General features: G+C 65.4%; 10 protein-coding genes, 1 pseudogene and 1 riboswitch. Of the genes and pseudogenes, 8 read left to right on the forward strand and 3 right to left on the reverse strand.

Annotated elements, in window-relative coordinates; all coding sequences use genetic code 11:
* Window positions 1-367: 367 nt before the first annotated feature.
* The 8 genes and pseudogenes from BEN49_RS24890 (at window position 368) to moeB (ending at window position 8,260) form a co-directional block, all read left to right on the forward strand.
* Entirely contained in the window at window positions 368-1,309 is a 942-nt protein-coding gene (locus BEN49_RS24890) for an acetamidase/formamidase family protein (protein ID WP_070747766.1), read from the forward strand.
* A gap of 146 nt (window positions 1,310-1,455) precedes the next feature.
* A riboswitch (TPP riboswitch) is annotated at window positions 1,456-1,552 on the forward strand.
* A gap of 80 nt (window positions 1,553-1,632) precedes the next feature.
* Window positions 1,633-1,836: a sulfur carrier protein ThiS gene (thiS, locus tag BEN49_RS24895; RefSeq protein ID WP_070747769.1), complete on the forward strand. Its 204-nt coding sequence runs from the start codon at window positions 1,633-1,635 to the stop codon at window positions 1,834-1,836.
* A gap of 33 nt (window positions 1,837-1,869) precedes the next feature.
* Entirely contained in the window at window positions 1,870-3,747 is a 1,878-nt protein-coding gene (gene thiC, locus BEN49_RS24900) for a phosphomethylpyrimidine synthase ThiC (RefSeq protein WP_070747772.1), read from the forward strand.
* Between the two features lie 115 nt (window positions 3,748-3,862).
* Window positions 3,863-4,618 (forward strand): hydroxymethylpyrimidine/phosphomethylpyrimidine kinase, encoded by a 756-nt coding sequence (locus tag BEN49_RS24905; protein ID WP_070747775.1) that lies wholly within the window; start codon window positions 3,863-3,865, stop codon window positions 4,616-4,618.
* A gap of 6 nt (window positions 4,619-4,624) precedes the next feature.
* Window positions 4,625-5,257 (forward strand): thiamine phosphate synthase, encoded by a 633-nt coding sequence (locus BEN49_RS24910; protein WP_083326471.1) that lies wholly within the window; start codon window positions 4,625-4,627, stop codon window positions 5,255-5,257.
* Window positions 5,254-6,026, forward strand: a pseudogene (locus BEN49_RS24915) (thiazole synthase). Before BEN49_RS24910 ends, BEN49_RS24915 begins: the two are co-directional and overlap by 4 nt.
* 12 nt (window positions 6,027-6,038) lie before the next feature.
* Window positions 6,039-7,160, forward strand: a complete 1,122-nt coding sequence (gene thiH, locus BEN49_RS24920) for a 2-iminoacetate synthase ThiH (RefSeq protein WP_070747778.1) — start codon at window positions 6,039-6,041, stop codon at window positions 7,158-7,160.
* The gene (gene moeB / locus BEN49_RS24925) at window positions 7,157-8,260 is read left to right on the forward strand and encodes a molybdopterin-synthase adenylyltransferase MoeB (RefSeq protein WP_070747781.1); all 1,104 of its coding nucleotides are present in this window, start codon (window positions 7,157-7,159) and stop codon (window positions 8,258-8,260) included. Before thiH ends, moeB begins: the two co-directional genes overlap by 4 nt.
* Here the strand turns inward: moeB and BEN49_RS24930 are convergent.
* The 3 genes from BEN49_RS24930 to BEN49_RS24940 all read right to left on the reverse strand — a co-directional run bounded on the left by BEN49_RS24930 (window position 8,234) and on the right by BEN49_RS24940 (window position 12,799).
* The gene (locus tag BEN49_RS24930; protein WP_070747784.1) at window positions 8,234-8,854 is read right to left on the reverse strand and encodes a thiamine phosphate synthase; all 621 of its coding nucleotides are present in this window, start codon (window positions 8,852-8,854) and stop codon (window positions 8,234-8,236) included. The genes moeB and BEN49_RS24930 overlap by 27 nt on opposite strands.
* A gap of 10 nt (window positions 8,855-8,864) precedes the next feature.
* Window positions 8,865-11,408: a DUF5686 and carboxypeptidase-like regulatory domain-containing protein gene (locus BEN49_RS24935; RefSeq protein ID WP_070747787.1), complete on the reverse strand. Its 2,544-nt coding sequence runs from the start codon at window positions 11,406-11,408 to the stop codon at window positions 8,865-8,867.
* Between the two features lie 143 nt (window positions 11,409-11,551).
* A complete protein-coding gene (locus tag BEN49_RS24940) occupies window positions 11,552-12,799 on the reverse strand; it encodes a WcaI family glycosyltransferase (protein ID WP_070747790.1) in 1,248 nt (415 codons plus the stop codon).
* Window positions 12,800-12,824: the final 25 nt, after the last annotated feature.

Here is a 12,824-nt window from a genome sequence, read left to right on the forward strand (position 1 = left end):
ACGCCGCGGCGCAGGGGCAGGCGGGCTGGGCCGGGCTGCTGGCGCTCACCAACGTGGGCTACAACCTCTACCCGATGTGGCTCCAGCAATACATTCGGGCGCGGCTGGCCGCGAGCGCGCCGCGGCGGGGGCCCCGGTAGGAGCTGCTAATTTCGAAAAGCGTTGGAAAGCACCTGATGAAATGATGTTGATCATCAGAAGAATTTCCGCTGCAGATACCACTCAACTGAATCAGTGAGTTGAGAAAAGCTTCCGCTGCGTACTTTCCAGCCATGAAAACACTTTTCCTCGGATTACTGCTAACGGCCGGCCTGCTGGGGCCCCGGCGGCGCGAGCCCAGCGTGGTGGCGACAAGTTCCAGCACGAATTGCAAATCACGCCGGCTACGGCCGCTTGGGGCTACTACGACGCGGCCGCGCCGCCGGTGCTGCGCATCAAGTCGGGCGATGCCGTGCGGGTGCATACGCTCATCACCTCCACCCCGGCGCGGCTGGAAGGGGCAGGCGTGGCCCTGGCGCAGGTCGAGCAGTCGCTGCGCGACATCACCACGCAAGTAACCAATAAGGGGCCCGGGGGGCACATCCTCACGGGGCCCATTTTTGTGGAAGGCGCTGAGCCCGGCGACGTGCTGGAGGTGCGCATCCAGCGCATCAACCTGGCCATTCCGTACGCCTACAACGCGTTTGGGGCCAAGAGCGGCTTCATCCCGGAGGATTTCCCGTATTCGAAAATGAAGATAATTCCGCTTGATGCGAAGCAGGGCGTGGCCCACTTCGCGCCGGGCATCGACGTGCCGCTGCGGCCGTTTTTTGGCAGCATGGGCGTGGCGCCGCCGGTGGCCGCGGGCCGCATCAACAGCGCGCCGCCCGGCATTCACGGCGGCAACCTCGACAACCGGGAGTTGGTGGCGGGCACCACGCTGTACCTGCCGGTGCACGTGCCCGGGGCCCTGTTTTTCGTGGGCGACGGCCACGCTGGCCAAGGCAACGGCGAGGTCGACATCACGGCCCTGGAAACCTCGCTCACTGGCACGCTCCAGTTCATTGTGCGCAAAGACCTGCACCTCAAGCTGCCCCGTGCCGAAACGCCCACCGCCTACATCAGCATGGGCTTGAACGAGGACCTGACGCTGGCCGCCAAAGACGCGGTGCGCGAGATGATTGACTTCCTGGTGGCCACCCGCGGCCTGAGCCGCGACGACGCCTACATGCTGGTGAGCGTGGCCGGTGACCTCGACGTGACGCAGGTGGTGGACGGCACCCGCGGGGCCCACGTGGTGCTGCCCAAAAGCATTTTTGGGAAGAAATAGGGGCTCCGGGCCGGTGCGGTACCGCGTTGCCTCCCCCACGTTCGGAACGCTGGGAGGGCAGTGCCGCCGCCGGTGGGGTGTAGTTGGATAAGTGAAAAGTGCAGCAGCTTCACCGGCCGTTTACTTGCTGGTGCGTATGTTTGAGGCGTAAACTTTAGGGGTGCCCCGCCACGCGGGGCTGAGACAATACCCTTGGAACCTGATGCGGATAATGCCGCCGAAGGGAAAAGTACTGGTCCGCACGCGGCCGCCTCATGGGCGCGCCGTGGCCGGCACCCACTATTGTTTGCGGCTTGCATTGTCCCAACTAATCAACTAGTTGCATGGTCTGCTACGTAAACAATTTGCCCCACGAAGCCGCCGAGCAGCAGCCGCTGCAGGAGCTGCTGGCGGCCCTGGGGCTGGCCCAGCCGCGCGGCCTCGCCGTGGCCCTGAACGATGCCGTGGTGCCCCGCGCCGAGTGGGCCACCCGCGCCGTGCAGCCCCACGACCGCCTTACCATCATCCGCGCCACCCAAGGGGGCTAGGCGGGTGCCGGCTCCTTCCTTCCCATTTTTCTGATGAAGCAAAAAGACCAGGCCCCCCAGCAGACGCTGGTGGCGCGCCAGCCCCTCACGGGCTCGCGCAAGATTTACGTGCCGGGGAAAATTCACCCCAGCATCCGGGTGGCGATGCGCGAAATCGCGCTGGCCGACACCGAGCGCCAGTTCGATTTCGGCTTCCCGTCGGAGCACAACGCGCCCGTGACGGTGTACGACACCAGCGGGCCCTACACCGACCCGAACGTCGAAATTGACCTGAAAAAAGGCTTGCCCCGCCTGCGCGAAAGCTGGATTCTGGACCGTGGCGACGTGGAGCAACTAGCCGGCACTACCTCCGACTACGGCCAGCAGCGCGCCGCCGATAACCGCCTGGACCACTTGCGCTTCGAGCACATCGCGGCCCCGCTGCGCGCTAAGGCCGGGGCCAACGTGAGCCAGATGCACTACGCCAAGCAGGGCCTCATCACGCCCGAGATGGAGTACATCGCCATCCGCGAAAACCAGCGGTTTGACGAGCTGCCGGCTGATGACCCGCTGCGGGTGCAGCACCGCGGCCACAGCTTCGGGGCCAACACGCCGGAGGGCCACATTACGGCCGAGTTTGTGCGCCAGGAAGTGGCTGCCGGGCGGGCCGTAATCCCCAGCAACATCAACCACCCGGAGAGCGAGCCGATGATCATCGGGCGCAACTTCCTAGTGAAAATCAACACCAATATCGGCAACTCGGCCGTTACCTCCTCCATTGAGGAAGAAGTAGATAAGGCCGTGTGGAGCTGCCGCTGGGGCGGCGACACGCTGATGGACCTGAGCACGGGCAAGAACATCCACGAAACCCGGGAGTGGATCATCCGCAACTGCCCGGTGCCGGTAGGTACCGTCCCCATTTACCAGGCCCTGGAGAAGGTGAACGGCAAGGCCGAGGACCTCACCTGGGAGCTGTTCCGCGACACGCTCATCGAGCAGGCCGAGCAGGGCGTGGACTACTTCACGATTCACGCGGGCGTGCTGCTGCGCTACGTGCCGATGACGGCCAAGCGCGTGACGGGCATCGTGTCGCGCGGGGGCTCCATCATGGCCAAGTGGTGTCTGGCGCACCATCAGGAAAGCTTTCTGTACACGCACTTCGAGGAAATCTGCGAGATCATGAAGGCCTACGACGTGGCCTTTTCGCTGGGCGACGGCCTGCGCCCCGGCTCCATTGCCGACGCCAACGACGAGGCGCAATTCGCGGAGCTGGAAACGCTGGGCGAGCTCACCAAAATTGCCTGGGCGCACGACGTGCAGGTGATGATTGAGGGCCCCGGCCACGTGCCCATGCACCTTATCAAAGAGAACATGGACAAGCAGTTGCGCGAGTGCCACGAGGCACCGTTCTACACCCTGGGGCCCCTAACCACGGACATTGCCCCGGGCTACGACCACATCACGTCGGCCATCGGCGCGGCCATGATTGGCTGGTTTGGCACGGCCATGCTTTGCTACGTGACGCCCAAGGAGCACCTGGGCCTGCCCAACAAGCAGGACGTGAAGGACGGCGTAATTGCTTACAAGATTGCCGCCCACGCCGCCGACCTCGCCAAGGGCCACCCGGGGGCCCAGTACCGCGACAACGCCCTGAGCAAAGCCCGCTTCGAGTTCCGCTGGGAAGACCAGTTCAACCTGAGCCTCGACCCCGACACGGCCCGCGAATACCACGACGAAACCCTGCCCGCCGAAGGCGCCAAAGTCGCGCACTTCTGCTCGATGTGCGGCCCCCACTTCTGCTCGATGAAAATCACCCAGGAAGTGCGCGACTACGCTGCCAAGCAAGACCTCACGGCCAGCGAAGTGCTGGCGAAAGGGCTGGTGGAGAAGTCGCGAGAGTTCGTGGCGAAAGGCAGCGAGCTATACCTGTAACCATCTGTCATGCTGAGCGTGCGAAGCATCTTATCACCGCTGAACGACTTATTCTAGCCTGATAAGATGCTTCGCACGCTCAGCATGACAGACGAGAGCCAAAGCGTTAAGTCTTATGCCTACCCTTCGCCCCTACGCCCTCACCATTGCCGGTTTCGACCCCAGTGCCGGCGCCGGCGTGCTGGCCGACGTGAAAACGCTGGAAGCCAGCGGCGTGTACGGGCTAGCCGCCTGCACCGCCCTCACGGTGCAAACCGACGTGGCGTTTGAGCGGGTGAATTGGGTGCCGCTGGTCGACATCCAGGCGCAAGTGCAGCCGCTGCTGGCGCGGTTTGAGGTCGGCTTCGTAAAGGTTGGCCTCATAGAAAGCCTGCCGCTGCTGCTGGAATTGTTGCAGTGGCTGAGGGCCCAAAATCCGCTGATTCAAGTCGTTTGGGACCCGGTGCTGAAGGCTACGGCAGGCTACGAGTTTCACCCACAACCCGATTCGCAGCTGCTAAAAGCCATTTGCCAGAACCTGGCGCTCATCACCCCCAACCGGCCCGAGGCCCTGCGCCTGTACCCCGCCGCCACGGCCGAAGCGGCCGCCGAAACGCTGGCTGCCCAGTGTCCGGTGCTGCTGAAGGGCGGGCACGCCGCCGGGGCCCTGGCCACCGACGTACTGCTGGCCGCCGGCCAACAGCACGTGTTTGGGGCCCCACGCCTGCCGCACGGCGCCAAGCACGGCAGCGGCTGCGTGCTGTCAGCGGCCGTGCTTGCCCGGCTGGCGCTGGGCGACGACCTGGCCGAAGCCTGTTGGGCCGGCAAGACCTACACCACCGCCTTCCTGGCCAGTACCGAAACGCTGCTGGGCTACCATTCGCTAAGTTAACAAGGTATGGAAATCAGCTATTTGCACTACATCACGACCAACGCGGAAGCGGCCGAGCTGGCTTGCCAGGGCGGAGTGCGCTGGGTGCAGCTGCGCATGAAGAATACGCCCGATGCCGAGTGGAAAGCCCGGGCGCTGGCCACTCAAGCCGTGTGCCGCCGCCACGGCGCCACGTTCATCGTCAACGACAACCCGCGGCTGGCCCAGGAAATCGGGGCCGACGGCGTGCACCTGGGCAAGCAGGACATGCCGCCCGCCGAGGCCCGGGCCCTGCTGGGGCCCCGGTTCATCATCGGCGGCACCGCCAACATGTTTGCGGATATCGAGCGGCTGGTGGCGGCCGGCGTCGATTACGTTGGGTTGGGGCCCTTCCGCTTCACCACCACCAAGGAAAAGCTGAGCCCAATTTTGGGCCTGGCGGGCTACGCCGATGTCCTGGCGCGGTGCCGGGCGGCTGGCTTCACGGTGCCGGTAATCGGCATTGGTGGCATTGCGCTGGCCGATGTGGGGGCCCTGCGGGCGACTGGCCTGCACGGGGTGGCCGTGTCGAGCGCCATCGGCGGGGCGGCCGCTCCGGCCGCGACGGCGGCGCTTTTTGTAGAAGAATTGACCAAGCCTTTGGCAGTAGAAACAGCATGAAAACCCAACCCCTCGTTATTGCTGGCCGCACGTTCGCATCGCGGCTCTTCACGGGCACCGGCAAGTTCAGTTCGTCGGCGCTGATGGAAGAGGCCCTGCTGGCTTCCGGCTCGGAGCTGGTGACGGTGGCCCTAAAGCGCGTGAACGTGGCCGATGCCGACGACGACATCCTGCGCCACCTTGGCCACCCGCAGTTCAGCCTGCTGCCCAACACTTCGGGCGTACGCACTGCCAAGGAAGCCGTGTTTGCCGCCCAGCTGGCGCGCGAGGCCCTGGAAACGAACTGGCTCAAGCTCGAAATTCATCCCGACCCCAAGTACCTGCTGCCCGACCCCGTCGAAACCCTGCGCGCCGCCGAGGAGCTGGTGAAGCTGGGCTTCGTGGTGCTGCCCTACGTGCACGCCGACCCGGTGCTGTGCAAGCGTCTGGAGGAAGCGGGCGTGGCCGCCGTGATGCCGCTGGGGGCCCCCATCGGCTCCAACAAAGGCTTGCTGACCCGAGAATTCTTAGAAATCATCATCGGCCAAAGCCGCGTGCCGGTGGTGGTGGACGCCGGCCTGGGGGCCCCTCGCACGCCGCCGCCGCCCTCGAAATGGGCGCCGACGCGGTGCTGGTGAACACGGCCATTGCCGTGGCCGGGCAACCCGTGGCCATGGCGCAGGCCTTCCGGCTGGCCGTGGAAGCCGGGCGCCTGGCCTACGAAGCGCGGCTCGCGGCGCCGGCGGCCCAGGCTGTGGCCAGTTCGCCGCTCACCGCATTTTTAGATTAAAGCCCCGCAACCATGAGCTTCCGCCCCATTTTTGAATCCCATCCGTGGGACGATGTGAAGGCCAGCATCTACGCCAAAACCGGGGCCGACGTGGAGCGGGCCCTGGCCGCGCCGCGCCGCACGCTGGACGATTTCAGGGCCCTGATTTCGCCCGCGGCGGCGCCTTATCTGGAGCAGATGGCGCAGCTCAGCCAGCAGCGCACGCGCCAGCGGTTCGGCCACACCGTGCAGCTATACGTGCCGCTGTACCTGAGCAACGAGTGCCAGAACATCTGCACGTACTGCGGCTTTAGCCTGGACAATAAAATAGCTCGGCGTACCCTCAGCAGCGTGGAAATGCTGGCCGAAGCCGCCGTGCTCAAGGGCTGGGGCTACGAGCACGTGCTGCTGGTGACCGGCGAAGCCAACCAGACGGTGGGCGTCGATTACCTCGAAAAAGCGCTGCGCACGCTGCGCCCGCACTTCGCCCATTTATCTATGGAAGTGCAGCCGCTGGACCAGGAGGACTACGAGCGGCTCATTCCCGAAGGGCTGAACACGGTGCTGGTGTACCAGGAAACCTACCACCAGGACGACTACAAAAAGCACCACCCAAAGGGCAAAAAATCGAACTTCCATTACCGACTCGACACGCCCGACCGGCTGGGGCGGGCCGGTATCCACAAGATGGGGTTGGGCGTATTGATTGGGCTGGAAGACTGGCGCACCGACTGCTTCTACGCTGCACTGCACCTTGATTACCTGGAGCGTACGTATTGGCAAACCAAGTACAGCCTGTCGTTTCCGCGGCTGCGGCCGGCCGAAGGCATGCTGCAACCCAAGGTGGAAATGAGCGACCGGGAATTGGTGCAGCTCATCTGCGCCTACCGGCTGCTGAGCGACGAAGTGGAGCTCTCGCTTTCGACGCGCGAAAACCCAACCTTCCGCGACCATGTTGTGCAGCTAGGCATCACCAGCCTCAGTGCCGGCTCCAAAACCAACCCCGGCGGCTACGCCGTGGCCCCGGAGTCGCTGGAGCAGTTCGAGATTTCCGACGAGCGCAGCCCGGCCGCCATTGCGGCCATGCTGCGCCGCCAGGGCCTCGAACCCGTCTGGAAAGACTGGGATGCCACCCTCACCGCCCTCGCCCGATGACCTCTTCTGCCCCCACCGAAACGCTCTCCGCCGCCGAAACCCACCGCTACAGCCGCCACCTGCTGCTGCCCGAAATCGGCACGGCCGGCCAGCTCAAGCTAAAGGCTGCCAAGGTGTTGGTGGTGGGCTGCGGGGGTCTGGGCTGCCCGGTGCTGCAATACCTGGCCGCCGCCGGCGTGGGCACCCTGGGCCTGCTTGACTTCGACACCGTGGACGAGAGCAACCTCCAGCGCCAGGTGCTGTACGCCACCGCCGACGTGGGCCAGCCCAAGGCCCTGGCCGCCGCCGCCCGCCTGGGGGCCCAAAACCCGTTCATCCACTTGGTGCCGCACCAGTTTGCCCTCACCACCGCCAACGCGCTGGACCTGCTGGCCGGCTACGACTTGGTGGTGGACTGCTCGGATAATTTCGCCACCCGCTACCTCGTGAATGACGCCTGCGTGGTGCTGGGCAAGCCGCTGGTGTACGGGGCCATCTTCAAGTTTGACGGCCAGGTGTCGGTGTTCAACCACCAACAGGGGCCCACCTACCGCTGCCTCTACCCCGAACCACCGGCCCCCGGCGAGGCCCCCAGCTGTGCCGAAATAGGGGTGCTGGGCGTGCTGCCCGGCTTGGTAGGTACCTTGCAGGCCACCGAAGTGCTAAAGCTATTGACCGGCGTGGGCGAAGTGCTCAGCGGCCGGCTGCTGGTGATTGACGCCCTCGGGATGCGCTTCCAAACGCTACGCTTCCGCGCCGTGCCGGCCGAGCAGCAGCGCACGACGCTGGAAACTGACTACGCCGCCTTCTGTGGGGAGGCCCCGCCCACCGCGCCGCCCGCGCCCGAAATCAGCGCCGCCGAGCTGCGCGCCTGGCAGGCCAGCGGCCGGCCCCTGCAACTGCTCGACGTGCGCGAGCCCCACGAGCACGCCCAGCGCCACATCGGCGGCCGGCTGGTGCCGTTGGGCCAACTCGCCGGGGCCCTGGCCGAGCTGCCCGCCGACATGCCCACCGTGGTGCACTGCGCCAGCGGGGTGCGTAGCCAGCGCGCCGCCCGGCTGCTGCTGGAACACGGCTTCCACGAAGTGTATTCGCTACGCAATGGCCTGGCCGATTGCTGATTGTAGTATCCGAAAGGCAGCTACCGGGTCGGAATCTTGCCACACCGCGCCCAACACAGCCACGCCGGCAAAACCCATGTCGCGCACGGCGCTGAGGTTGGTTGCTTCGACGCCGCCCAAGGCCATTACCTGTGGCCGGTAGCTGCGCCGGGCCGCCCAGCGGGCCAGGGCCCCCGGTAAGGTGTCCAAGTCAAACGCCGCCCCGTAGCCGGGCTTGCTGAAGCTGGCGAAGACGGGGCTCAGGAATACGTAGTCGTAACGGCGGCGGTGCCGGGCTACCTCGGCCAGGCTGTGGAACGACGTGGACAACGTGAAGCCGCTGCCCGGCCGCCAGGGTGGGGGCCCCGCCGCCCGCCGCCCGGCCGTAAGGTGGGCCCCGCGCAAGCCGTAGCGCGGCACCAGCTCGTGGTGGCTGTGCAGCACGAGCTGGGAATGAAATGCTTGCGGAATGGCCTCGATGTAAGCCGCTAGCTCCTGGGCGGGGGCCCCCGGCTTGCGCAAGTGCAGCGTGGCTAGGCCCGCCGCCAGCAGGGCCCCCGCCACGCGGGGCTCGGCGGCCGCGATAGAAGGCGGCGTGATGACGAACAACTGCACAGCCGGTGGCTCAGAGGCGGAACTGGGCTCCCACGCGGATGCCGAAGTTGCGGGGCGCGGGCTCGCCGGGAACCGTACCCAGGGCGTCGCGGTAAGTGACGCGGTGAATGAAATCGATGCGCACGAACTTAAAAATGTTCTCGATGCCGTAGCCCACCTCCACGTAGGGCAGCCGGCCTAGGGTGGGCGGGGTTTGGGGCTGGCCCTGGGCGTCGAGCGGCTGCCGCTGGTTCACGGCGCTGAGGCCGCCGTACAGGGCGTTGGCAGTGGCCACCAGGCGCCAGTTCAGGCTCCGGATGCCGGGGATGGCGTTGAGGAAAATGCCTTCGAAGTGGTGGTCGAGCCGCAAGGACACCGAGCGGTCGGTGACGAACTCGAAGTAGTTCATTAGGTTGAAGGCGTTGGCGTTGTAGAACGGCGTTTGGTTGCCGAGCGGAATCTTGAGGAACAGCGCCGGCAGGCGGTCGGGGGTGTAGCTGCCCTCGAGGCGGTAGTTGAGGCGGCCCAAGTGCCCCGCCGACACGCTGTGGTTCACGAGCAGGTTGAACTTCTGGTACGCGTTGCCGCCGGTGCCGGCAAACAGGTCGCGGGCCCCCATTGTGTAGCGAAACGTGAACACCGGCCACCGCTTGAGGCCGATGGCGCGGCGGTGGTTTTCCGACTGCACCAGGTTCTCGTCGGGTGCGTAGCGCGACTCAAACACGATTTCCGAGAGCGTGATGTCGGGCACCACCCGGTCGTCGCGTCGCAGCACGAAGTCGTTGAGCAGCTTAATGTTCTGCTCGCGCACCGTCACCGTTTGGGTGAAGCCGTGAAACAAGTCGCGCTGCACCGACCCCGAAAACAGGTCGCGCAAAACGGGCTTGCCCTCGCTGAACCGGCCCCAGCGCGAGGCCGCCACAAACAGGTTGTTGTCGGGCAAAAAGTCGTTGTCGAGCAGGGCGGCCTGCTCCACGTCGTGCCGAAACTCGCCGCTTAACACCGTCCAGTGGCGGCGCTCGGCGATGTAGGCGCTCTTCAGGCCGTACTTCACCCGGCCGTCGCGCGTGCCGTAAGCCACGTAGGCCTGCGTCACGGTGTTGCGGCTGATGGCCGGCGTGGTGCGGAAGCCCAGCCGGAAGCGGTTGCCTTCGTAGTCGTTGTGGGCGTAGGTGTTGATGATGGGGCCCAGCTCGAAGTTACCCACGCGCTTGTAGCCGTTCACCACCAAGTCGATGAGGTCCAGGGTGCTGCGCACCGACGGCAGCTCGCGGGCCGAATCGAGCACGGCAAAGGTTTGCCGCTCGCTCAGGTTCAGTGTATCGGGCCGGTGCTGGTCGAAGTAGCCATCACCGGCCTTGGCCTGCCCGCTGATGAGGCCCAGGCCCGCGCGCCCTTCGGTCGGCTCCATGATGGTGGACACAATGGGCACGTCGTAAAAATTGCCCTCGTGCAGCTGGTTGCGCACCACATTACTGGCCACCGTGGTGAAGCGCACGCGCATGGCGGCCTGCTTGTCGTAGGGCCGCAGGCCCACCACCAGCTTGGTGCGGGCGGGCAGCCCGGGCCCGTCGGCGGGCGGCGTCAACTCCTGAAAAATGCGCAAGTCGCTCACGAAGTTGATGTTGGCGTCCTTGTTGGCCGTCAGGTCCACGCGCCGCAGGGCATAGCCGGTTTTGGTAACCCAGATGGTGCCTTGAAAGGCCAGGTCGTGGCTGCGCTTGGGGCTTACCGCCAGCTTGTAGCACTCGTCCTGCCCCACCAGCACCGAGTCTACCAACTCGTAGTTGTACGTAACGCGGCCGCCCTCGGCAATGGGCGAGATAAAGTCCTTGCCCAGAATATTTTGCCAGTTCGGATAGAAGTCAAAGTTCTGAAAGTTTGAGCCCAGCATCTGCGACAGGATGGAGCCCTCGCGGGGCCCCGCGCCGCGCATCTGCTTGTGCTGGATGTCCTCGCGGCGGCGCAGGGGCCCGTAGCGCTGGTACACGCGCGAGCCCACCTCGGAGGCAAACAGCGGCAGGGGCGCATCAGGGTCGGAGGCGGCGGCGGCGCCCTGGCGCACGGCCAGCGCCCGAATGTCGCGCACCACCTTGCGCTTGGCCAGCGCGGGCGGCAAGTCGGTCAGGCTCACCTCAATGCGGTTGTAGGCGTCGTACTCGGCGGCGCTCAAGGCCCCGCGCTCGTTTTGGGGCTTGTGCTTCTGCACCTCGCGCAGGATGCGGAAGGCCGGGTTCTCGCCGGGCCGCACCACCACTTCGGTCAGGGCCACGCCGCCGCCTTTTTTCAGGCGCAGCAGCACAGCCTGCTCGGCCTCGTCGGTGAGCTTGCGCCGGGCCGTGAGGAAACCCAGGGCCGAAGCCGCCAACGAATCGGCGGGGCTGTCCAGTACCAGTTTAAACTTGCCGTCCACATCGGCCGTGGCCCCGATGCTCGTGCGCGGCACAAACACGGACGCAAACGGCACGGGTTCGCCCGTGGCGGCCTCCACCACCTGCCCACGCAATATAATTCGCTGGGCCGCCGCTGGCAGCGCCAGCAGGCACCCCAGCAGCAGCGAAGCTAAAAACTTCATAGAAAGGACAGTTGGCCCCAGCGAAGTGTGCCGGCGGGTACGCAAGTTACGCAAAGTCCCTGCCGGCCCAAGTGGTTCCGCCGCCGCCCGAATATATTTTTCCGGGCCCCGGCCCGGGGCCCCCAGCAGTGCGCCGCCCGGCCCTAGCTGGCCTGGAGCTGGCCGGCAAAATCGGCCATCACGCCATCGATGGACAGGTGCTCCTCGGCGTAGCGGCGGGCATTGCGGGCGGTGGCGGTGTGGTCGTGGGCAAAGGCGTCGGCCAAGCCGGCGTTCAGGGCGGCCTGGTTTTCGGCTTCTACCAGAATGCCCATCTCGTGCTGCTGCACCAGCGCGTGCATGCCCGAGCCGGGGTTGGAGGTAATGAGCGCCACGCCGCCCACGGCCAGCACCGTGGTCAGCTTGGAGGGCATCACCAAATCGCCGGCGTTGGCCTTTTGGATGACCAAGTGCACATCGGCGATGTTGAGGAAATCGTTGAATTTCTCGAACGGCTGCAACGGCAGGAACACCACGTTGGGCACGGCCAGTTCCTGGGCCAGGGCCATCAGCTTTTCCTTGTAGGGCCCCGAGCCGCAGATGACGAACTTCACGCGGGGCTGGTCGCGGAAGGCCACGGCGGCGTGCAAAATGGCCTCCAGGCCCTGCTTTTCGCCAATGGCGCCCGAGTACAAAGCGATGCAATCGGTGGGCTCGAAGCCGAATTCGGTCTTCAGCCGGCCGCGGTCGGCCACGGGGTAAAACTTGGCTGTGTCGGTCCAGTTCGGGAACATGGCCACGGGCCGCGTCGTCTTTTCCTGGATTTTGGCCACCATGCCCTCGCCCACGCTGGTCACCAGGTCGCTGCGGCTAAAAATGAAGCGCTCCAGGCCAAACAGCAAGCCGATGGCCTTTTTCGACTTGATCATACCCAGGTCGCGGGCCGCCTCAATTTGCAGGTCCTGAATGTGGTAGGCCAGCCGCCCGCCGCGAATGGTTTTGTAGAGCACGCCCAGCAGCCCGAACTGAAACGACGGCGCCACGGCCACCACGTAATCGAACCGGGGCCCCACCGCCAGCCGCAGCACCTGAAAAAAAGCGGAGAGCGAAAACGAAAAGTCAAGCAGCATGCGCTTGAGGCCGGTGGGCTTGGCCGGCACGTACATCGGGCAGCGGTACACCGTCACGGCGGCGCCGGGGCCCAGTTGCTCGGTTTCTTTCTGGTACCAGAAGCGGCGCTTGCGGTAGGGGGCCTGCACCGCCCAATACGGGTAGTACGGGTAGGCCGTCACCACGGTGCAGTCGTAGCCGTTCCGGGCCAGCCAGGCCATCATCTCGCCGCTGTACTTGCCGATGCCCGTGGGCTCGGGGGCGTAGTTATAGCCAATCAACAGCACACGTTTCCTCGTCATAATATTAACTATCGCTCACAAATAG

It is taken from the genome of Hymenobacter coccineus, assembly GCF_001816125.1.
Lineage (GTDB): Bacteria > Bacteroidota > Bacteroidia > Cytophagales > Hymenobacteraceae > Hymenobacter > Hymenobacter coccineus.

Bases quoted from the DNA above. Each gene is read 5' to 3' on its own strand.
- moeB (WP_070747781.1), top strand. From the start codon at position 7,157: ATGACCTCTTCTGCCCCCACCGAAACGCTCTCCGCCGCCGAAACCCAC.
- thiH (WP_070747778.1), top strand. From the start codon at position 6,039: ATGAGCTTCCGCCCCATTTTTGAATCCCATCCGTGGGACGATGTGAAG.
- thiC (WP_070747772.1), top strand. From the start codon at position 1,870: ATGAAGCAAAAAGACCAGGCCCCCCAGCAGACGCTGGTGGCGCGCCAG.
- thiS (WP_070747769.1), top strand. From the start codon at position 1,633: ATGGTCTGCTACGTAAACAATTTGCCCCACGAAGCCGCCGAGCAGCAG.
- BEN49_RS24940 (WP_070747790.1), bottom strand. From the start codon at position 12,799: ATGACGAGGAAACGTGTGCTGTTGATTGGCTATAACTACGCCCCCGAG.
- BEN49_RS24910 (WP_083326471.1), top strand. From the start codon at position 4,625: ATGGAAATCAGCTATTTGCACTACATCACGACCAACGCGGAAGCGGCC.
- BEN49_RS24935 (WP_070747787.1), bottom strand. From the start codon at position 11,408: ATGAAGTTTTTAGCTTCGCTGCTGCTGGGGTGCCTGCTGGCGCTGCCA.
- BEN49_RS24905 (WP_070747775.1), top strand. From the start codon at position 3,863: ATGCCTACCCTTCGCCCCTACGCCCTCACCATTGCCGGTTTCGACCCC.